This is a genomic window from Robinsoniella sp. KNHs210, from assembly GCF_000686105.1.
Taxonomy (GTDB): Bacteria; Bacillota; Clostridia; order Lachnospirales; family Lachnospiraceae; genus Robinsoniella; species Robinsoniella peoriensis.
The window spans coordinates 829404-852707 of record NZ_JMLZ01000001.1 but is presented as its reverse complement, the minus strand read 5'-3'; the positions used below and the strand labels follow the sequence as shown (position 1 = coordinate 852707).

Annotated in this window: 17 protein-coding genes and 2 pseudogenes; 2 read left to right on the top strand and 17 right to left on the bottom strand. The window is 42.0% G+C overall.

The window, feature by feature from the left end; genetic code table 11:
• Positions 1-14 precede the first annotated feature (14 nt).
• From CD03_RS36980 to CD03_RS0103295, 11 genes and pseudogenes are all read right to left on the bottom strand, one after another.
• A complete protein-coding gene (locus CD03_RS36980; protein ID WP_081820097.1) occupies positions 15-170 on the bottom strand; it encodes a YezD family protein in 156 nt (51 codons plus the stop codon).
• A 508-nt stretch (positions 171-678) separates the two neighbouring features.
• Positions 679-2019, bottom strand: a complete 1341-nt coding sequence (locus CD03_RS0103330; protein WP_044288872.1) for an MATE family efflux transporter — start codon at positions 2017-2019, stop codon at positions 679-681.
• A 190-nt stretch (positions 2020-2209) separates the two neighbouring features.
• Positions 2210-2932, bottom strand: a complete 723-nt coding sequence (locus CD03_RS0103325; RefSeq protein WP_027292415.1) for an MBL fold metallo-hydrolase — start codon at positions 2930-2932, stop codon at positions 2210-2212.
• 225 nt (positions 2933-3157) lie between these two features.
• On the bottom strand, positions 3158-3328 hold the full coding sequence (locus tag CD03_RS39330) for a DUF6783 domain-containing protein (RefSeq protein ID WP_334291628.1): 171 nt from the start codon (positions 3326-3328) through the stop codon (positions 3158-3160).
• Positions 3329-3394: 66 nt separating this feature from the next.
• Positions 3395-4531: a trans-sulfuration enzyme family protein gene (locus tag CD03_RS0103320; RefSeq protein ID WP_027292414.1), complete on the bottom strand. Its 1137-nt coding sequence runs from the start codon at positions 4529-4531 to the stop codon at positions 3395-3397.
• A gap of 16 nt (positions 4532-4547) precedes the next feature.
• A complete protein-coding gene (locus tag CD03_RS0103315) occupies positions 4548-5795 on the bottom strand; it encodes an alpha-L-fucosidase (protein WP_242849031.1) in 1248 nt (415 codons plus the stop codon).
• Positions 5764-6822, bottom strand: coding sequence for a LacI family DNA-binding transcriptional regulator (locus tag CD03_RS0103310; RefSeq protein ID WP_027292412.1), 1059 nt, complete (start codon positions 6820-6822; stop codon positions 5764-5766). The genes CD03_RS0103315 and CD03_RS0103310 overlap by 32 nt, the downstream gene beginning before the upstream one ends.
• Positions 6823-6991: 169 nt before the next feature.
• Positions 6992-7078, bottom strand: a pseudogene (locus CD03_RS39790) (DUF6783 domain-containing protein); the annotation flags it as partial.
• A gap of 21 nt (positions 7079-7099) precedes the next feature.
• Complete coding sequence (locus CD03_RS0103305; protein WP_027292411.1) at positions 7100-7924, bottom strand: carbohydrate ABC transporter permease; 825 nt, start codon at positions 7922-7924, stop codon at positions 7100-7102.
• Positions 7925-7933: 9 nt separating this feature from the next.
• Entirely contained in the window at positions 7934-8815 is an 882-nt protein-coding gene (locus tag CD03_RS0103300; RefSeq protein WP_242849030.1) for a carbohydrate ABC transporter permease, read from the bottom strand.
• 100 nt (positions 8816-8915) lie between these two features.
• Positions 8916-10328: an ABC transporter substrate-binding protein gene (locus CD03_RS0103295; RefSeq protein WP_027292409.1), complete on the bottom strand. Its 1413-nt coding sequence runs from the start codon at positions 10326-10328 to the stop codon at positions 8916-8918.
• Positions 10329-10587: 259 nt separating this feature from the next.
• Between CD03_RS0103295 and CD03_RS39785 the strand changes: the two are divergent.
• Together CD03_RS39785 and CD03_RS0103290 are read left to right on the top strand one after the other, a co-directional pair.
• Positions 10588-10719: pseudogene (locus CD03_RS39785) on the top strand (LacI family DNA-binding transcriptional regulator); the annotation flags it as partial.
• Between the two features lie 57 nt (positions 10720-10776).
• Positions 10777-11592, top strand: coding sequence for a substrate-binding domain-containing protein (locus CD03_RS0103290; RefSeq protein WP_242849029.1), 816 nt, complete (start codon positions 10777-10779; stop codon positions 11590-11592).
• 226 nt (positions 11593-11818) lie between these two features.
• Here CD03_RS0103290 and gtfA read toward each other — a convergent pair whose 3' ends face one another.
• From gtfA to CD03_RS38490, 6 genes are all read right to left on the bottom strand, one after another.
• Complete coding sequence (gtfA, locus tag CD03_RS0103285; protein WP_197041638.1) at positions 11819-13252, bottom strand: sucrose phosphorylase; 1434 nt, start codon at positions 13250-13252, stop codon at positions 11819-11821.
• Between the two features lie 116 nt (positions 13253-13368).
• A complete protein-coding gene (locus tag CD03_RS32215; RefSeq protein WP_052377640.1) occupies positions 13369-13959 on the bottom strand; it encodes a class II aldolase/adducin family protein in 591 nt (196 codons plus the stop codon).
• Between the two features lie 67 nt (positions 13960-14026).
• A complete protein-coding gene (locus tag CD03_RS0103275; RefSeq protein WP_027292406.1) occupies positions 14027-16105 on the bottom strand; it encodes a Sip1-related alpha-galactosidase in 2079 nt (692 codons plus the stop codon).
• On the bottom strand, positions 16102-18804 hold the full coding sequence (locus tag CD03_RS0103270) for a glycoside hydrolase family 2 protein (RefSeq protein ID WP_027292405.1): 2703 nt from the start codon (positions 18802-18804) through the stop codon (positions 16102-16104). Before CD03_RS0103270 ends, CD03_RS0103275 begins: the two co-directional genes overlap by 4 nt.
• Positions 18805-18817: 13 nt before the next feature.
• The gene (locus CD03_RS0103265; protein WP_027292404.1) at positions 18818-19960 is read right to left on the bottom strand and encodes a uroporphyrinogen decarboxylase family protein; all 1143 of its coding nucleotides are present in this window, start codon (positions 19958-19960) and stop codon (positions 18818-18820) included.
• A gap of 30 nt (positions 19961-19990) precedes the next feature.
• Positions 19991-23284 carry an alpha-mannosidase gene (locus tag CD03_RS38490; RefSeq protein ID WP_027292403.1) on the bottom strand — a complete coding sequence of 1098 codons (3294 nt, stop codon included), beginning with the start codon at positions 23282-23284 and terminating at the stop codon, positions 19991-19993.
• Positions 23285-23304: the final 20 nt, after the last annotated feature.

Below are 23304 nucleotides of genomic sequence, written 5' to 3'. Positions count from 1 at the left end.
GTTGACTGGTCAGTTTATCTTAATCTTTCTTTTACATTTTTTTCAATCTGAACGATTCGTCCATCCTGGATGATAACCGAAACGGCACCATACTGCACCGACTCAATTGCCTGTATAACTTTTGTTATATCATCTCTCTGTCCGTAAGAATCCACTTTCTTTTTTTCCATTCATCCACCTCTTAACTTTCATATGCAAATACAGCAGTGCACCTGACAGGAACAACATCGGCACATTCGTGCCTCCTCTATGTATATTTGATTTTGGTTTCTTCGAATATTCATGTGAATTCTCCTTTCATACTTTTCTAATCCCATATAACCTATTAAGTATATCAAGTTAGTATGATATTAGCTATTATATCCTTAATTTTACATTTGTCAAGTGGTTTTTTGAAATTAAATCTGGAAATCAGATCTGATTTCAAATTTGGATTTCAAATCGGGAATTTAAATTAGGAAATACATAATACTCAATAAGCATATGATCGGTTCTAGAAAATATATTCACAATTTTACTAATCGGTTCTATAATTTTGATAGGCATTTTGCTGATTAGGGGTTGCTGATTGAAGACGCTTTAGAGCAGCATCCGACTGGCTCCCATGGGTTGCTAAACGGGCATTGAGCTGCGAAAGCCTTCCGGATTTTACAGCGAATGCTCGACTCAACTACACATCTATTTCACATTTTTCAAGTACTTCCCAGTTCTCACCCTATACACAAAGCATATTGACCGGAAAAGCCAGTCGATAGCCATAGCTGCCCATACTCCCAGGAGCCCCATTTCAAAATGCAGTCCCAGCAGATAACTAAACCCTACCCGAAATATCCACATAGAACCAATGGATACCACCATTGTATAAGGAGCGTCAAAAGATGCCCTTAGTACATTGGGGAGGGAAAATGCCATGGGCCAGAGAAGCGCTGCACAAACGCTGTGAAATATAACGATTTGTTTTGCCATCACAGAAGCTTCCGAGGACACATGATAGATTCCCACAATGGGACCTGCCATGAGAATAATGCCAATATTCAGCAATGCCATGAATAGATAAGCATACTTTATCAGTTTAACTGTATAACGCCTGGATTCGTCATATGCCCCTGCTCCCACAGACTGTCCCACCACGGTAATCAGCGCAGTTCCTACTGCAGATGCCGGAATAACTGCACAGCCGGCTACTACACCTACAATAGCATTGGCAGCAATCGCCGCGGTGCCAAATCCGGCAATCAGGCTTTGTACCAGAATCTTTCCAATCTGAAAGATGCAGTTATCAAGCCCGGTAGGAACCCCTATCCGCAAAATATCCTTAATAATTCCAGGTTGAAACCCCAGTCGGAAATGCCTTTCATAATGTATGTCTTTCTTCTGGTCATGAAGAATCACCAGCATAATCACAGCTCCTGCCGCCCTGGACAATAAAGTAGAAAATGCAACCCCAAATACACCCATATGAAATACAAAAATCAGTATTGCATTTCCGGTTACATTCATGATATTCATCAATATAGAGGTATACATTGCTATTTTGGAATTCCCCATAGACCGCAGCAACGCCGTGCTTGCACTGTATATCCCCAAAAAAGGAAATGACAATGCAGTCAGGTAAAAATAAACTACTGCATTTTCCATTACCGCCTTTTCTACATTTCCAAAAATGGATGCAAGAATGAATCGATTTCCAATCAGTGATATCACCATGATCAAAGATGCCATACCCGTTATGGCTAACAGCAGCTGATCTGCAGTCTTGCAGGCTCTTTGCGTATTTTTCTCGCCCAGCCGGTGCGCAGCCACAACTGCACCACCAGTTGACAGGCATACAAAAATATTAATCAATAATATATTGATGGAATCTACCAGCGAAACTCCGGATACCGCTGCTTCTCCCACACCGGACACCATAACGGTATCCGCCATTCCTACCGTGACTCCAAGTATCTGTTCCAGAATCAAAGGAATAATCAATGCTTTCAACTGCCTGTTTGAAAATATTTCTTTTTTATTTCCCATTTTCAATCTCTGTCTTTCTAACGAATTCTTTATTCGTTTTTGATGATTATGTCTGTGAACTGCATTTGGGTTAAGCTGATTAAGACGCTTTGTAAATGATAGGTAGTGTACAGAAAAATGGGTGCGGGAAACTGGTATGGGCTCCGTCAGCTGGCGCGGATAGCAGGTGCTATATAGTGGCATATTTACACTAGTACCGAAACTCTTCCTTCATTGGCTTAAACCAGGGATTATAATATACACCAAACTGCCGCTTTGCATCCATAATCCTTCTATCGGCATCCGCAATGACATTTGCCCCAACATGCCCGAAACTAAATCCGTCAAAATGCATTGCAGTGAGCTTATCCAGGCTCTCCATCCAAAGCTTTGCATCAGACCCAATCTGTTCACTAAAGCCGCCCCAGATCGTATCCCCTGCAACTAAAAATTGATAACCGGCGCAATCCAAGGCAAAGCAGACGCTTCCTCTTGTATGCCCTGGTGTATGTACCACTGTCATTGTTATCTGGTTTCCAAAGTTTATCTGCTGACCATCCTTTAGGTACCCATTTACTATACAGGGAGGAAATGGATTGCCATAAAGCAATTCACCTGTGGTCAGGATCGGATCGCCCGTTTCCACCTGCCAGGCATCTGCTTCATGAATCATCACCCCGCATTTATATTTTTGCTGAAATATCGCTGCCGCTCCAACATGATCGTAATGCCCGTGGGTTCCATAAATATACCGGATATCATCAGGCGCAAATCCCAGTAATCTGATATTCTCTGTAATCCTGAAAAAGCCATCCGGCGTGCCGCAGTCCAACAGGTAAAGTCCCGCATCCCCCTCGATCAGATATGCTGTGGCATCAAAGGAATGGGACAGAGATACACCTGCCACCATGTAAAGATGATTCATTAGTTTCATAGTTCCCCTTCTTTTGCATAAATTGTAATGCAGAAAAATATTTTTCTGTCTTTTTGAATTTCATATTATTATCATTTTACTTTCACATTATATTCATTTTATATTTAATTTCATTTTATTTCAAGGATTATTTTTAATTTTTTCATTATATTTCATATTAATATCATTTTATTATCATTTATTGCAGATCTGTTTTTCTTAACTATATAATTTTACTGGGGATGTCTACATATTTAATGTGCCAGAGTGTGTTTTAAAATTGCTTTCTGGCAGTTGCGTGTCACATTTCGTAGGAAATTTGTTCTGAAAACAGGAGGCGTAAGGGTCTACACTGACTATTTTCGGGGCAAATTCCATGCGAAGCGGTGCGTGCAGATGGCTGATATGAATTTTCATTTACGCTCTGAGCCATAATAAAAAGAACCGGATTTATCACAATCCGATTCTTTCTCTCATTTTCACCTATATGCACTTTGCTATTGCATGTTCCAGATCTTCAATTAATGTTTCTGTATTTTCCAAACCTATGTGAACCCGGACCATTCCTTTTTTTACTATGTCTGTATCCTTTTCCACCTTTGTACCCACAGGAAGAAACATACTCTCATATCCTCCCCAGCTTGGACCTTCATAAAAGAGCCGGAGTTCTCTTGATATATTTTCTATCGTATCAGGCGGCAAGTCAAATACAAGACTCATTAACCCACTGCAGCCGCTCATCTGAGTCTTTGCCAGCATATGCTGCGGATGGCTTTCGTGCCACGGATAAATAATTTCTTTTATAGAAGTATGACCGGCAAAATGCTTCACAAATTCCAATGCATTTTCCTGATGCTGAGCCATACGTACGGAAAGTGTACGAATCCCGCGAAGCAGCAGCCAGGAATCAAAAGGACTCATTACCGCTCCAAACAGTTCCCTTTCATGTAATGAAATCTGATCAATATCTTCTTTTTTTCCTACCACTACACCACCTATAATATCACTATGTCCACCCAGATATTTTGATGTGGAATGCACAACCATATCTATACCATATTCAAGAGGTTTTTGGTAAATGGGTGTAGAATAGGTATTGTCGATCACGGTTGATACTCCATGCCGTTTTGCTGCTTCCGCCACTTCTCTCAGATTCTGCAAATTAAATAAATAGGTTGAAGGGCTTTCCAGATAAATCAGGCTTGTTGCAGCAGTGATTGCAGCTTCAATTTCATTCGTATCCGTTCCCGATACAAAAGTAACACTGACATTAAATTTTTTCAGATAATCTTCCAAAAATCTTCTTGCCGGTCCATAGCAGCTTGCTACACCTACCACATGGCATCCACCCTTTACATAATGCATAATAGCAGCAGATATAGCTCCCATTCCCGAGGAAAAACATTTTGCTTTTTCTCCCTTTTCAAGAGCTGCTATCTTTTCTTCGGCTATCTCTGTCGTAGGATTGCTAACTCTCGTATATGCAAACCGTCCTTCTTTCCCATTTTCATTATTTGGACAATCTACAAATAATGAAGATTGAAAAATAGGCGGTGTAACTGCTCCTAAATAGCGTTCACTCAAATCACCAAGATGCGTACATATATCTTCCTGTCTCATTTTCCCGCCCTTACCTTTACCTTTCTATCGGTTCAAAAATAGGATCTTTTTCTTCTAATTCCAGACAAATACAGTAATTACGTTTCTCCTGAAATTCCTTGGGTAAACGAACTTCAATAATGCTATTACCCTCGCATGCGGTCATACACTTATATTCTAATTCCGTAGCATTTTCAACGATATATGCCTTTTTTACCTGATTTGCAACATTCAGTATCTCTATAATATTTTTCTTCTTTAATACATGAAGATACAGTTTGTAATCTTTCTGGGTAAATTCAGCCCAATCCATCTCATATGTATAATAATCCAGCCGTTTCGTACCAAAGAGAGCCTCTTGGTTTCGCTTTACATATCCTCCTACTTCATCCAGTATACGAATACTTTCTTCCGGAACATTTCCCAACCCATCCGGTCCTATATTTAACAGATAATTTCCACCCCTGCCATTAATTTTCAGCAGCAACTGCAGTATTTCATCTGCACTCTTCCAGTTTTGGTCAAATCGGTTAAATCCCCAGGTATCATTTAATGTTGCGGGGACTTCCCAATCACCATCGTATGGCAGCCTGGGAATAAAATTATCTGCAGTTGTTATATAATCCCCCAGATTATTTCCGATACGGCCGCTTACAATACAATTCGGCTGCAGAGATTTTACCAGGTCTACCAGGGATTTACTTTGTTCATAAGTAGTACTCATAGGCGTGTCAAACCAGATTAATGCAATGTCACCATATTCTGTAAGCAGCTCTGTAAGCTGTGGTTTCACTTTATGATCTAAATAGAACTGATAATCTTTCTTAGAATCATCATGATGCTGCATCAGACCATTTGGATCATGCCAGTCCTGCGCCTGGGAATAATAAAGTCCCAGCTTCATATCATATTTTTCACATGCCTTCTGTAACTGACGAAGTACATCCTTACCGTATGGGGCAGCCTTTACCACATTATAATTGCTGCATTTTGAATCATACATTGCGAACCCTTCATGATGTTTGGCAGTAAAAACAATATATTTCATTCCCCAGTTTTTTGCCCTGCTGACAATTGCATCTGCATCAAAGTTCACCGGATTAAATTTTTCTGCCAGCTTTTCATATTCTGCGGGAGGAATATCCAGATAATTCATAATCCACTCTGCGATATGTTCTGTTCTTTGTCCCTTATATTCTCCTGCCAAAAGGGCGTATAATCCCCAGTGAATAAATAATCCAAATTTCGCTTCTTTAAACCATTGTTGTTTTGTATCTTTCATCATTAAATTCTCCTTTAGTTACGTCTTTTACAGACTCTCTTTCCTTAAAAACTGTTTTTATTTTTAACTTTCTAGGATAATCTGAATAATCCCCATTTATTCTTTTTAAAATTAATTCTACCGCACATTTCGAAATTTCTTCTACCTTTTGGCGCACTGCTGTCAATCCCGGCTGTGTCATTACTGAGAACTCCAGATCATCAAATGTAGCAAATGACAATTCTTCCGGAATTTTAATTTTCAAATTATGAATGGCTGTGATTGCCCCCAGGCACATATTATAATTACAAACAAATACCGCTGTAGGACGAGCCTTCCTATTCCACAGTTCCATCATACACCTATATCCCGATTCGAAGCTGAAATCCCCCTCTGAAACGAGTTCTCTATCAATTGGAAGATTATAGTCTTCCATTGCCCGAATGTAACCCCTGAAACGTTCTTCTGCTACAAAAAGTCCAGCATTCGTCAGGCTCCTGCCTGTCAGTATACCAATTCGTTCATGTCCCTTCTGAATCAGATATTCTACCGCCTCATAAACTCCGGATGCAGAATTTGACATTACATAATCCACCGCTTCCCCCCGCACTTCACGATCCAGTGATACAATTGGTATCTTTGCTTCCCTGGCTATATGAATACAAGCTTCTCCTCCTGCAATTGATATTAGGAGAATCCCATCTACCTGCTTTCCAACCAAAGTCTCAACGGCTTTTTGTGCCTTTTCCGGACTATTTCTGTGACAGCAGAAGAAAACCGTATATCCCCGCTCTTTTAAACATCTTTCAATCTGTCCGGTAATTTTTGCAAAATACTGATTCTCTAACGTATCGGTTACAAGCCCAATGGTATAAGTTCTGGAACTTCTAAGTCCCCGGGCCGCTGTATTCGGGTGATAGCCAAGTTTATGTATAGCTTTTTCAATGGCCTCTTTATTCCTTTTCCGAACACTGCCGCCATTCATATATTTTGAAATTGTAGAAGCCGCCACATTGGCTTCCTTTGCCACATCACTAATTGTAACTGCCATCTTACACTCTCCTGTATTTTTTATATGCCTTAATCTTAGCATAGTATTTTATTTCGAACAACCGGATACAGGAAGCTCTATTATCTTAATTTCCTCCGCTGACTGACGACAACGCCGCAGATGGCAAAATAGGCAGTGCTGTCACTATTGTTATTGTCCGGCTGGAGTACTAGTGTCGCCCGGCGTAAATACGCCGGACGGCACTAGAGCGTGTTTTAAAATGGCTTTCTGACAGCTGTGCGTCACACTTTGTGGGAGATTTGTTTCAAACACGCGCCTACCCCTTAACAGCTCCCGCCATCATACCGGCCTGCACTTTTTCATGGAACAGTATATAAAGGATAATCATCGGCAGCACTGCGACTATAATACATGCAAAGATCGGTCCCAGCTGCTGCTGATATCCTCCCGAAAATGCCAGCATCGCTCTTGACACCGTATATTTGTTTTCATCTGAAAGTAAAAGCATGGAGAAGATCAGCTCTCCATAGCCATATATAAATACCAGGATTGCCTCTGTGGATATAATCGGTATGGAAACCGGGAACAGTACCCGGAACAGCAGTTGTATGTCGTCACATCCGTCAATTATGGCTGCTTCATCCAGCTCCCTGTCCACCCCGTTCAGGTACCCTGTATAAAGGAAAATCGCCTGGGCCAGGTTAAACGCCACATAAATCAGGGTCAGAAACAGGAATGAATTTTTCCCCCCTACCTCCGTCGCCAGACTGGACACCGGAATAATCGTACAGTGCACCGGTACCATGACCCCTACCATAAACAGGGCATAGACCGTTCCCTTTAACCGGAAGCTTTTTCTGGATATGATGTACGCTGCCAGCATGCCTATGACCGTTACCACAATGGTGGACGCAATGCCCAGAAACACCGAATTCACCACCGCCCTTCCGATATGGGCGCTTTCAAATGCCGCCGCATAATTGGACCACAGCCACTGCTCCGGCAGTTTAAACATGCCCAGGTTTATGCCCTGGTTATCCTTCACCGAAGACAGGAATGTTATCAGCAGCGGAAATATCGTTATCATTCCCCAGAATACTGCAAATATATAAATAATGGTTCTGCCTATTTTTCTCTTCATATGATACACCTACTCCTTCTCCGGTTTAAACAAACGGTTTACCATCAGGCTCAGTACGATGCCCAGCACCAGAAGGATTACACCGATTGCACTGCTCTTCCCAAAAAATTTAAAAGTAAACGCCTCGTTATAAAGCAGGGTTGCCGGTGTGTCAGATGTGTGGTTCGGTCCCCCTTTTGTCATTGCCCATACCAGATCAAAGGCTTTGAGGCAGCCGGTAATGCACATGATCGCAAAGATCTTAAAAGACTCCTTCGATAACGGAACCGAAATATGCAGTACTTTCTTCCATCCGGTGCATCCGTCTATTTCCGCCGCCTCATAGAGAGAATCCGGAATCGATACTAGCCCTGCCGCAAAAATCAGCATATTGTATCCGGCATACATCCACTCATTTACCAGCACAACACTCCAGATGTTTAAAGTCGGGGTCGTCAGCCATTCCCTGCACAGGGATTCCAGACCCAGGAACCGCAGGATCTCATTCAATGCGCCGTACCCGGGATTTAATATGTACACCCACATTAGCGCAACCGCTGTGGTGGATAGCATGACCGGCATAAAAAACGCCGTTTTCATGATCTTTGTGCCCTTCAGCTTCGACGTGATCAGCAATGCCAGACCGAAAGCCAGGGGCATCAGCACCACAAAGCCCCCAATCGTAAAGTACAGTGCATTCAGCATCGAATTCCAGAAACTGTCACTGGCCAGCACCTTGGTATAATTCGATATTCCAATAAACTTCTTTGCTGCACCATGGACCCCTTTCCAGCTGTGGAAGGAAAGAAAAACCGTATTACAGACAGGATATACAATTAACCCCAGAAATATCAACAGAGCCGGAAGTAAAAACAAGATAATGATCCATCTGTCCTTTGCCTTTTTTTTCACTATAACTTCCCCTTTCTTAATAAGAAGGCCGCCTGTACAGTCTCCTGCGCCAGGCAGCCACTCGGAACCGCCGTCCGGTCCGCTTTCCGGTTATCTGCTCTTATTCTGCATATTCTGCAATCCGGTCCACGATTTCCTTACCGCATTCTTCCGGCGTATTGCCCATTGCTATTCCCTGCAGGGCATTTCTTACCGTATCCATCATATGGGAATCCGGATCCGGGTTCTGCAGGTCTGTCTGCATTGCAGTATAGCCTGAAACGATTTTATTCACCTCATCCAGCAACGGGTTCTCCGGTGTATTTGCTGTGGCTTCAAATTTAGCAGGATATATCACTGCCGCCACTTCATTGTTCTGTGCATAGTATTCCTTTGAAGTCACATATTTTACAAACTCCACCGATGCTGCGATCTCTTCCTCTGACTTGTCCATCTTCGTGATAAACCACATGTCCGATGCGCCGCCCTGGGCATTGTCCTTGTACGCTTCATTAATGTATGGAAATGGCACCACTCCTGTTTTATCATAAATCTCCGAACCGTAAATCTCCGATACATACCAGGAACCATCCCAGCGCATTGCACATCCCCCGTCTGCATAAACAGATTTCTCCGTATTGTAATCCGTATTAATGATATCGTCTCCAAAGTATCCCTTATCCACCATATCTTTTATGACCTGATAGGTTCCGGTCATTTCCGGGCTGTCATAGGAAAGGCTTCTGTCCGCAAGCTTGGCCGCCGCATCTGCACCCAGGGTTTTGATTACCACGTTATTGTGGAAATGCCCCAGTCTCCAGACATCGTGCTCCCCTACCTGGAAAGGCTTGATACCGGCTGCTTTCAGCTTTTCACAAACCTCCAGCAGATCGTCAAATGACTCCGGCGGTGTGAGGTTCTGGGCTTCAAAAATTTCTTTATTATAATAAAGGGGTACGGTATAGGATTTAAACGGCACTCCCCAGGTTCCCGGATATTCCTCATATTTCAAATCCCCAAACATCGATGGGTAAAAGCTGTTATACCAGTCCGGGTCTTCCTCAAAATATGGCTGCATATCCAAAAGTGCATCGGATTCCACGTAATCCAGTGTTCTGGATCCGCCATATTCTATAAATACATTTGGCGCATCACCGCTTGCAAAGGAAGTACGGATTTTATCAAAATACTCTGCTTCCGGCGGGATATTATCCATTACAACCGTAATTCCATTATCCAGCGCATTGAATTCCTCTACTTTTTTTCGGTAAAACTCTTCATCCGGAACATCTGCCCCATACCTGGAAGATACATAGATCGTAACATCATCACCGCTTTTTGCATCCTCTTTTGCCGCCGTTTCTTTCCCTTGGGTATCGTTTGCTTCTGTTTCGTTTGCTGCTGCCGTGTCCCTGGCCGCTCCCTGCTCAGAGGTTTCTTTGCTTTCAGTTGTTCCCGGACTCTGGCTGTTTCCACAACCCGCTAAAGATAACACCATACTTCCAACTAAAATACCCGCCAACATTTTTTTCATCTTACATCCTCCTTCATTTTTAACTTAAACGATTCGTTTTTTGTTATCAAAAGTATAGTACCTTTACTTTTATTTGTCAATAATATTGATTATATTTTATATTTTTTGTTAATATTTAACATATTTATGCACTCATTTTTGTAAATTTCTTTTTATGTAAGACTAAACGATTCGTATTTACTATTCCTATATTGCCTTTTTTAATATTAAATGTTATGATTCTGTTACGTTGAATTATTTATAGAAAAGAGGTTGCTCCATGTCATGTACAATCAAAGATATTGCCAAAGATACTGGTTTATCCATTGCTACCATATCCAAATATCTGAATGGTAAAAGAATACTTCCGGACAATAAACCGATAATAGAAGCCAGCATAAAAAAACTGGGGTATGTACCAAACAAAACTGCCCAGGCTTTGCGTTCCCATAAAACAAATACTATATGTGTGCTGATTCCTGATGCCGGTGATTACTTCTGGGGACCTCTCTGCGGCTATATCGAAGAAGCTTTGCAAAAACATAATTATTCTACAATTATAAGCTCCTATAACCCGCAGCTCACTGAAAGCAGTGAGGAACTGCGCTTTTTAATAAGCAGCCAAATTGATGGTGTTCTTTTTGTTCCCAGAGACGAGGCTTCTTGTAATCTTGCAATACTCATGCGCAATTCAAATATTCCTTTTGTATATTTAGACCAGCTATTTGAAAATCCTTCGTCTGATGCTGTCACATCTTCAAATTACAAGGCGGCATTTGATATTATGGAATATTTAATAAACCATGGGCATAATCGGATTGGAATTATAAGCGGTAACTACAATAGTTATACCATAAAGGAACGTTTTGAAGGATGTAAAAATGCTTATCTTAAACATGGCTTTCCTGAAAAAGACTTACTATTTTTAAGCGGTAAATTTTCTGCTGCTTCTGGTGCAAAACTTTTTAAAAAAATGATATCCGTCCCCAATCCTCCCACCGCAATTTTTATGCTGGGATGCAATTTAACGTTAGGTGCCATATTAGAATTAAATAATCTGGGTCTGTCACTTCCGAATGATCTTTCTTTAGTATCTTTTGATGATGATCAGATTTTCCATGCTTTTGATCCTCCGATTACTTCCATGGTTCAGGATTTTTCAGAAATTGCCACGCAGGCCGTTGATTTATTATTGCGCCGTATCTCCGGTGATTGCGAAGGTTTTCCCGAAACCAAGATGATCCCAACTCATTTTATAGAACGAAGTTCAGTAAAAGCCATATAATATAAAGAGCTTTTACTGATAATTAAAAAACTTTAAATTGCGTAATAATTAATTGTTAGAATTAACTTATAAACCGCAAACTTAAAAGGAAGACTCTGATCAAGAATGCTTATTCACTACATTTGTAGTGTGCTCTTGTTAAGAATCTTCCTTTATACACCCTATTTCTAAATATATCTCTTTATACTTTCCTCTGCTGCAATTACCACAATAAAAACGTATTTCCTTACTGACTCACATAATTATAATTGCTATCATCGCAAATAATACAAAATTTCATTGTCTTCAAATCTGCATCCAGCACCGCTCTGCATCCATTACTTTCCCTTATTATCCTAAGTTTATCATCTGCCGTTTCTTCAGCACAAAAAATATCATCAAATGCCCTGTATTCATTCCGGATCCGCATAAGCCTGCACAGTTCTTTTACCACCGGCTTTTGCACCTCCTGCTTGACTTCCGCAACTGTATAGTTATGTCTGCTGATATCTCTTGGGAAGTCTGTCTTTTTCATTAATTCATAATCATTTTCTCCCGCCAGAAGCCCCATATAATATACTTGCGGGATACCAGGCGCGAAAAACTGGATGGCTCTAGCCAGAAGATAAGCATTATCTTTACATTCCAGTGCCGAATAGTAAGTACAGTTGATCTGATATACCACCGGTTTCTCATTTGCTTTTGCAGAAAAATCCATTTTAAAATTTGCACCGCACTTTTCTGTTACCTTTATTACATGTTCCAGCTCTTCACTGCTCAGTAAATCTTCCACATCCACTGTTCCGATTCCATCATGAGTATCCAGCGTAGTGTATTGATTACGCGGGCAGATTTCAAACCAATGTTTTAACCTTTTGACACTGCCTGTATATAGTGTATGCAGCACCAGCACCGGCAGGGCAAAATCATATACCGCATATCCTTTATCCGCGATTTTCATCTGTACTTTATAATGGTCGTGAATTTCAGGAAGCATCGGAATATGCTTTTCATCCAGAATCTTTTGTACCCGTTCCATAAGTTCCCACATCTCAGGCTCTATAAAAAAGCAGGAAGTCTGATATTTCTTTGTAGCAAAGGCAAATGCATCCAAACGAATCAACGCACCACCGTTATCCATTAAAAACCGGAGGGAACGCTCTATAAACTCCCAGGTAATTGATGATTCCATATTTAAATCCATCTGTTCTTCGCTGAAAGTACACCAGATATTTTCATGCGTACCATCCCGAAAAGTGATATCCTCACAGGGTGCATGGTTTTTCCTCTTATTAAGCATTGCTACGTCTGCCGTAGAAGGCTCTCCTTCCGGCCAAAATTCTTTAAAGCGGATAAACATATCTTTATATTCTGACTTATCATGTTTTTCTATAAAATCCTGAAACTGGGCGGATTGTCTGGAAAGATGATTAATCATAAAATCAAACATTAACTCATAATTTTCAGACAACGCATGAATATCGTCCCAATTGCCAAATGCCGGTTCCACTTCTTCATAGGTAGTAGGCGCGAATCCTCTGTCTCCGGTAGATGGGAAAAACGGAAGGATATGAATCGCGCCTATTTCCTGCGAAAAATACATATCCAGCATTTCTTTTAATTCTTTTAAGTTCTTACCAAAGCTGTCAGCATAGGTAATCAGCATTATTTTATTATTCATTTTTATACCCGTTGCATATTGCTGGCTTGCCTGCAATACTGCCACAATATAGCGTGCTTGAAAGAATCATACCGTGGCTTCCTTTCCATTCATAATTTTTTCAACCTTATTTCCCTTCACTCCGGAATGCTCTGGGGTTCCCCCAGAATCTTAGACATAATGATTGTTTTGGATATGCTTTCTAAAACTTCCATTTTATTGTAGGCCTCTATCAGATCTTTCCCATACGTTAACGCACCATGATTTTTAAGCAAAATTGCATTGGAAACAGATACATGGGGTTCTATCGCATCTGCCAGCGCACGTGTCCCTGGCGTTGCATACTCTGCAAGCGCAATATCCGGCAGCATCATTCTGGTTTCAATCAGATAATTGTCCGGAATATTTATTCCTGCCAGTGCAAATGCTGTTGCGCAGACCGGATGAGTATGAATCACAGCATTTACATCCGGTCTCATCTGATAGATCAATTGATGCATCGGATATTCTTTTGAGGCTCGCCCGTTTCCTTCCAGGGTATTGCCGAAAAGATCCAGCACCATGATATATTCCGGCAGTAACAGACCTTTATTCATTCCCGAAGGTGTCAGTAAAATATGATCTTTAGACACCTTCATACTGATATTGCCATCACATGCAGTTACTAATTGCCGCTCATAAAGCATACGGCAGATATTCACCAATGCTTGTTTTTCATCTATATACACAAAATCCCTCCTCTTTCAATAGAACCTATAATGCTTATGGTCTAATCTGGATTTCCCAGCTGACACGTTATAGCGCATCTTTTGTTTCAATCATCAAAATCACGGTTCCCACTTCCTGCATACAATCAATCTGATACATATATCCCTGGTAATCCAGCTGGTTTGTTTGATCTTTTCCATTGACTAATACCCTGCATATATTCTTTTCGGAATAAAATGCTGCCTTTCCGCCCTGTCTCAAAACTGCCATTGTCATATGGGTGTCGTGTTTTACCTCCATTATGGAGTGAAAACTAATATATTTATCAAGCAGGCCAAAGAAAATGATATCCTCCTGATAAGGCAGAATCAAAAAAAATGCAGTCCCTTCTGACTCCACAGTTATTTCTAACTTCTCTTCTCTGTCCATAACCATCGTTTCTTGTCTGAAGTAATCATATACCAGGAACTGATCTCCTTTCAGATCATAAATATCTGCCGGAGAAATGGTGCTTTTCTGGCATCCCGGGCTGATATTAAATGCAGCAATCACCCCCGCCTTACGATTTTCTCCGCATCCTCCGACATTGGTAAGTTTACACAACCCCTCTTTTTGCGGGTCTGTAAAAATACAATCCGGAGATGGCTTGGCTCCCCGGTCCATTTTCAATATTCTTCCATCCCGATAAACAAGTGGCCGCACTGCTTCGCCATCCGTTTCCCCTATCCGGTCGCTGAAATATACAGGACCTCCGCTGATCGCTCTTAATAACCCATGCTTCCCGGCATCTTTATGTGAAGTCCAGAACATATCCCAATCCAGATAATATAATTCATCATGGTACAGAGCATTGTATGCATTTTGCAGAAGATGTTCTTTGAATCCATCCTCATGATCCGGGACAAAATCATCGCTGTTTCGTGAAATCGCAGATCCCTGGCGTCCTAAGATATTCTCCATAGCCATACCCATACAATTAATAAGTCTGCCTCCCATATAAGCAGCGGCAGCACCTTCCAGTGCCATATGAGTTTGTGCTGCAGCCAATGGAACAGGCCGGTTATTCTCATAATAATTTTTCACAGCACTTTGGCCGTCTACTTTTACAAAATCTATCCCGTCCCTGCGAAGCTGTTCATACCAGTCCCTGAAAAAGCCATATCCCCGCTCCGCTTCCGGATAAGGCAGCAGCTTTCCATTGGTGGTAGAAAACAGATTATCCTTTTCTTCCTCAGCCAGAGGGCTGCCCGGCTCAATGCCGCCCCAGTAACCGCCAAAAGCATGCCAGACCCCAAACCATTTAATATCAGTATTACGTTTAATCTCAGCCGTCATTTCTAAAAATCCCCGGGGGAATTTTTCTGTCTCCGGAGCCATACTGTAGAGCCGCTGGTCATGCACCGACAACCATCCGTCATCCATAAGCATCCATCTTACCGGAACATTTTTTTCTTTTAACTCTTTTGCCTTTTCCTGCACTTTTTCTTCTGTAATATCGGTGTAAAAAGCATCCCAGCTGCACCACCCTAGATACTGGAACATATCCGGATAATTCTTTTTTTCTTTTCCTGGTATTCCTTTTAATTTCACTGCTTCATCAAATGCGTTATTTACCGCAGAATACAGCTCTTTTCCCGTTGTCATCAAAAATACGGGTTCATACAGCTGATTCATTCCGGCCATATAGGAGGTCATCGTCAGTGAAAGAATGCCCTTCTTTTCTCCCTTTGCGTAAGCTTTGAATTGATTTCCGGATAAAGGGAGAAGATAACCTGCTCCGTCATCATATTCCATAAAAACGGATTGTGTTCTGTCCGGGATTTTTCCAAGATCATCTGTAAATTCCGGTCTGGTCCACCAATCACGATGCAGATACATGGCTGTAACCGCCCTGGGTTTTTGTGCTAATTCTATTTCCAATGTAACAGGCTCTATAAGCTCCAGATTATCATTTTCCCGAAACGGCTGATTCCCTAATTTCAGGCTCAGAAAACCCGCTAAGATTTCTCCGTGTTTCCTGATAGTTATTTCTGCCCTTCCCTTATCTTCTTCAAATAAATAGATCTGTTCTCCATCCCGCTCGCTCTTACCGGAACACTCCCACACATGTTCCCCGGATTTCTGACATCTGATTTTTAAAAGTATCTTTATTATGTCCTGTTTCATTTTCCACACCTTTCCAACACGCTCTGCAGCACCGTCACTCTTATATCCCAGTTCTTTCCACCATCCGTATCCTTCAGGTTTTCCACCTCCAAAAAGGTTCCGGCAAATTTGGGAATCAATAAATACTGCATTTTTATTTCTTCCCCCGGAAACAGCAGAACATAATTATCTGTTCCTAAAAGGTAATAGTCATCTCTTACCAATTCAATTCCAACCTCTGCTGCTACTTCTTTTCCGGTATTTTTTAATACGAGTGTTTTTTCCAATCTGCCATTTCGAAGCTTTTTCGTTTCAGAATGCCGGACTTCCACTTTTCCCGCACCTCCCCGAAGAGGCTTTAATATCTCTTTCTCCAGGCTGCTAAATGTATAAGTGTTTTCTGATAAGAACCTGCTGCCGTTTCTCAGCCTGACGGTTACAAAGAAGATACCCTGATCTTTCGGTGCATGAAAAACTGCTTTCCCTAAGACAGAAGAACCGTTTTTCAGAATATTTCCGGTCAAAGCGAACCTTGAAATCAATTCACCGGAGATTACCCGTACCAGCACTTCTGCCTCGGCCAGAAATCCTTCGCCGGAATTGGACACCACGATATCTTCTTTGATTTCTTCGTTAGGAGCATAGTTTAATTTCCGATACGTCATAGAAATATGTTGTCTCTCATATGCCCGTTTAACCTGATAATACGCCGATTTCGTTTCCCCGTAATAGTCAATCAGATTTGTGCATGAGGCATTGGGCCAAGGCTCATTTAACTGCCAGATAATCGTACCGCTGTTTTGAAACGCACGCCTTCTGTCCGCTTCAATCATAAAGCGAAGTCCTTCAGACTGCATAAACTGGCTGCATTTCGTAAACAGCATCAGGTTCTCCTTTGTTTTTGCTATCTCTCCGAACATCTCCACATCACGCAGATAAGTTCCCCACCACTCACCGTGGTGCTGCCAGTTCAGATCCCCGGACATAAGCGTGGGTTTCCCAGACTCTTCGGGCAGGAACTTTTCCAGGCTTTTCACGCTGCTGGTACCATCCATGCCGAATTCACTGTGAAACAAATTATCAGACTGTCCGTATAACTCATAGTGTTCCGGATTTCCTTCATATCTCCAGTTTCCATGTACGTCATGGCTGACGCCTTTTTCTCTGGTTATAAATTCCCGGGGTCCGGACGCAGACGTGGGCAGAAACAGACGGGTACCGTCATAAGTATCTACAATGGATTTTAACAGCGCTATATTTTTATTAGCAGCAGAAACTGGTCTGTCTGCCTCTTCCATCAGCTCATTTCCGCCGCTGTATACCATAAGTGCGGTATGATTGCGTTTCTCCAGTACCGCAGCTTTTGCATTTGCTTCCAACAGCTGCAAAAAAGCTGCTTCCTCGCAGGGCTTATTGTCAATCCCGGAACTGGACTGGATAAATTCCTGCCAGATCAGAATGCCGTTTTTGTCACAGAGATCGTAGAATATTTCCTTTTCTATCAGACCTCCTCCCCACACACGAACCATATTTATTCCCGCATTTACCATGGCTGTAATCAAATACGCGTATTGCTCTCTGGTTACATTGCCGTAAATATGATCCAGGGGGGTAATATTGACGCCTTTCACAAATGTTTTCTTACCGTTCACAACAAATGTATAGGGCAATGCACCGGCATGTTCTCTTTCATTATGTGCATATGTAAAGGAGCGGATTCCCACGTGTTTTGTACAGGTATATAATTGGTTTTCACCCTCATGGACACTGCATGTAACCGGATAAAGGGGCTGTTCTCCCTCACCGTTAGGATACCATAACTGAGGGTTTATAACTACAATTGTCCTATCAAAACTTCCATCTGCATTCAGACTGACTTCTTCTATTCTTAACGGCGGATCTTCCTCCATCACTTCCGTCAAACCATCTGCGGACACACTATCCTCATCCAGCATTTCATGTTCCCGTATCCATCTTACATCACTGCTGCTTTTATCTCCTGGCGATCCTATACAGACTTTCACAGAGAGCCTCTGTGCTTCTTCTCTATTCCTACTGGTACAGACTTTTCCCGATACCCGGATCATTCCCAGATCATCTTCCATATCGGTACGGATAAACAAATCCTCTATTTGCGCTTCTTCCACAATATCCAGAACCACATCCTGCCAGAAACCGATATTAACCAGATGTGTGGAAAAATCCCATTTATAATTAAACCGGCTTTTCTGGGTGGATGTGGCTGAGGTATATCCGATCTGGCCCATCTCAGAAGGTATTCCTTTGAATATTACTACCAGTTTATTATGTTCCTTTATTTTGCCCGTAAGATCAATGCGCTTGTGTTCATACATTCCTTTGTGGGTACCCAGCAGTTCATCATTGAAATAGATCATTGCTTCATAATCCATACCTTTAAACACCAGGAATACCCGTTCTGAAGTAAGGTCTTCACAGCCAGACTGTCCGTCAAAATCCGTGCGGTACATCCACCAGCGGTTCTCCACCCACTCACAATTCAGGCTGTTTCTCGCATAGTAAGGGTTCTGGATATATCCTGCTTTCCACAAGTCATAATGTACACCTCCCGGAACTTTTGCATCTATCCATGGTGTAACACCATGCAGCGTCTGACCAGTTTCCATGCTTTTTTCTTTGATCGGCACATATGGCCAATACCCTTTTACCTGCCAGTTAAGATTTGATAATGAAATCTCCATCTGACTCCTCCTCTTAATCCTCTATCGCGCACAAATATGCAGTATCCAGCATGGCAGCTATATTTGCAGGCGGAACATTTCCCATAATATTATGTACCTGATTAAATACGAATCCGCTTCCTCTGGCAAAGATCTCTATATTCTTTTTCACATGAGCAGATACTTCCTCCGGTGTTCCCTGCCACAGCACACTTTGTGTGTCACATCCTCCGCCCCAGAAACAAATGGAATCTCCATACGCCTCTTTTAAATGACCGGGCTCCATATGATCCGCAGAGATCTGAACCGGATTGACGATATCCACACCAGCTTCAATAATATCCGGCAGCAGTGCGTCAATAGATCCGCAGGAATGAAGGAAAATCTTAATATCGCTGTTTTCATGTACATGTCTGCAAAAAGCTTTCAGATACGGCAGGCAGCATTCCTCATAACTATCCGGTGAGCACATAGGTGCATTCTGCATTCCCAAATCACTGTTTACCTCAATCGCCTGAATATATTTTCCAAACCTCTGATTCATACGATCAAATTTCGATATATTTTTACCCAATTGAGTTTTATTCTGGTACTTACAAGACTCCGGGTCTAATAACATCTCGCAGGCAAACTCCAAACCATGGAAAAAAGCACCATATCCCATGACCATAGTAAACTTATCTGTTTCTTTATAAATTTCCTCTGCTCTCCTGCCAAACAACTCCCATTTATCTTCTTCACTTGAAAATCCATAAAAATCCGGACAAATCCCATCAAAGAAATATCCACCCGCAGGCATATACATCTTTCCCTGCGGGGAATTCATGCGATATCCCCCGTCTGTCTGCTTAACCGGATTGAAATTATCAGGCACCAGAAACTCATACGCTCCCCGGGGATTCCATTTGCGTGTCTTCTCCCAGGGGGGATTTAGAAGCATGGTATCTATGTGAAATCTGTCCAAAATATCCTGATCAACCCTGGCAAGCCCTTGCCCGCAGTCAATCATCTCGATCTTATCAGCAGACAGTCCAAGATATTTCCGAAGTTCATAGTAAGCATACGCTGAAATTCCGGTAGAAAAATGTACCCCCAGATCGATTGGCATCCGGTCAACCGGTTTGTGTTCAATTGCATTTGTCACTCTTTGGCGGCTGCTCATATATTCTTTCTTCATTTTATCGATTCCTCTTCTTTCTTCTGAGTATCACAAAATATAAATCTTAAATGTTTTAATTTCAAAACACCCAATCTCAAATTCAATCTCATTTCCTCTCACTTTAAGTTCCTGCATCTCTTCCTCGCAGAGATTAGTTTCCACCACCCGTTTCACTGGAATATTGAATTTCAGCCGGACACCTGTTTCTTTTGCATTTTTAAATTCATAAAGCCGGACTATATAAGCCTCTTCTGCTTCTGCCTTTTTAACCGTATCAATCACAATATGGCCGCAGTCTGTCTCTAGCAATGAGAAAGAAGTCACGTTAGTTCCTTTCTCAGATACGGATTCACCTGCTTTTTCTTCATTTTTTGCTGCAGCAGAATATAACAGCGGCATATTAAGCATCATTGCTTCCTTTTGTACCTCACATTCAGTTACATAGCCGGCATGAGGATACAGGGAATAGGTAAACTCATGAATTTTCCTGTCTGCTGTTTCATCCGGACGCACAGCAGATTTGATCAGGGAAAGTCCCAGGGTGTTCTGGTGGATATCATAACCATATTTACAGTCATTCAGAATGGATACACCATAGTTACTTTCCGACAAATCAGCCCACCGGTGTCCGCATACCTCAAATTTTGCAAAATCCCATTCATTATTCGTATGGGTTGGACGCTTAATATTTCCAAACTGTATCTCATACACCGCTTCTTCGCAATGCACATCCACAGGAAAATAAACCTTCAGGAGCACCTGTTCTTCTTTCCAGTCTGCTGTTGTCTTAAAATCAATTCTTCTGCTGTTGTGATATAAAATCATATCCTGGGTTATCACCGAACGGTTGAAAATCCAAACATGCCGTAAGACACCTCTTATCTCACCCTGCTCCACCACTTCCGTCTTTACCAGTTGAAATGGTTCATATGGTTTTTCTTTGTAATATACATCGATATCCCATGCATCAAAACGCTGAGGCTTGTCCTCGTATGCCTGTAGCAGATTCATCGGAGTTTCGCAGCTGACCTTGCGTCCGTTTTCCTTATCATACAAATACGAAATTTCACCATTTTCATTTAATTCTATCTGGTAAAAGGCATTTTCCATAGATGTTTCCGTGACCCTGACACATGGTAAAGCAGGAGCCTCCATCTTTGGATTTGCAGAATATTTAATTATTTTATATCCATAAGCAGGAATATCCTTTATATATATCAGCAGACCTTCTTCTGTTTGCTGGCTTACAAGCTTTTCAGATTCATATGAAAATTCTGTTGCCTGACTACCTGATACATCGTTGCGTAAGTTTGGGTGAATAGAGTGCCTGATATTGGCATCAGTGCAAAGCGCCGAATCAACGGCATAGCGGACTCTGCTGCCAGTCTCTGGTTCCTCATAGGGCAGGAACAATAAATCATCTCTTGAAAAACCGGTAGTATTATACACTACGATGGAATCGGGGCTCACCTTGATCTCCGCCATAAGCGCTGTCTGTACCTGCCTGCTAAGCTCCCTGCCTTTTTGCGCTATTTCCAGATAATCCCTGGTGGTATCCTCATACACCTGGCGAATCGATGATCCGGGAAGTATATCATGGAACTGGTTTAACATAACCCGCTCCCAGATCACATCCAGCGCTTTCCGGGGATAGCAGTCTCCTCCGCTGAGAATATCTGACATACTATACAGGAATTCAATATTATGGAGCAGCACCTCGGACTGCCGGTTGAACTTTTTATTGGCAGCCTGCGAGGTATAGGTACCCCGATGCAGTTCAAAGTATAGTTCCCCATCCCAGGTTCCCAGCCCGTTATGATCCACGTGGCTGTAAATGCGTTGGAAATAGTGCTCTGCCGAATCCATCTCTACTCTTGGAATTCCGGGAATATTTTTCATAACACGGCTTTGCTCCAGCATTTCTCTTGTTGGTCCGCCGCCGCCATCCCCCCATCCAAAGGCAATTAAAAGCTCATCATTTTTATCCTTATCTTTATAGTTCTTCCATACCCCGGTCACTTCCTCCGGATCCATATGCCCGTTATATGTATAGAACCAGGAGCCGTCTTCCGGTGTTGTAATAAAATGCGTAAAGATACTGGTTCCGTCAATTCCTTTCCAGTTAAAAGTATCATACGGAAAATGATTGTACTGGTTCCAGCTGATCTTAGTCGTCATGAAATACTTCATTCCTGCTTTTTTCATAATCTGGGGCAGCGCACCGGAGTATCCAAAGACATCCGGCAGCCATACCAGATTCGTATCCTGTCCAAACTCTTCTTTTATAAAACGCTTTCCATAGACAAACTGCCGAACCAGTGATTCTCCGGAAGGAATATTGGTGTCTGGTTCAACCCACATTCCCCCAGTGATTTCCCACTGACCTTCTGCAATTTTTTCTTTTACCATCGCATAAATTTCAGGATAGTCTTCCTTCAGGAACTTGTACAGCTGCGGAGACGTATGCATAAACCGGTACTCAGGATATTGTTTCATGAGATTAAGTACAGTAGAAAATGTCCTGGATGCTTTTTCCCTGGTGGCGCAAAGCCTCCATAACCAAGCCATGTCAATATGGGAATGTCCCACTCCATATACCGTAGGTTTTATTTCTTCCACCTTTGCATACCTTTCCAGCTGTTCAAGTACAAATGCCAGTGCTTCTCCAATGGACTTATAGTACCCTTCTGATTTATATTCCAGAAAATTCACTCTGGAAAATGTATCATTTAATACTTGGGTCAACTTTATTCTTCGCAAATCATCCTCATCTAAAAGCTTCACACATCGCAGCAGCGTATCTATTACATAGTAAAAACGGTCTGTATGCATGTCCATCCTTACCAGCTGCGCAATCTTAAAGGTGCGCATCCTGGGAGGTACTAGAACGCCGCTCCATGCTTTCAATGCAATATGCAGGGTATCACTGTCCTGAAATAATTCTTTATCCAGAAAGGCTTCCTCATGCCAGATATCAATTCCCTGAACAGGCCTGCCATTGATATACAGCAAAACCTCCGCTGTAGATTCTCCCCCATCCCGGGGGCCAACCGACAGCTTAAGACACAGCTGGCTGTCCATAAAGGATTCCGGAACTTTCACACTGGTACGGAACCAGGCAACCTTGTCATATCCGCCCCAGGTATCCCATAAACGGAAATCCTGCCAGCCGCTGTCATCATAATTAATATCACAGGCATCATTGATACGGTTATCCATATGATGCTCTATATATTTCCACTCGTCCAGTTCCACAACATCACGGTATCTGGTGGGCCAGATATCTTCATCAATGTATTTGCGGATCTTCTCTAATATAAAATGCGGATCTTTTACTTTCAATCGAATACCTCCTGTCTTAT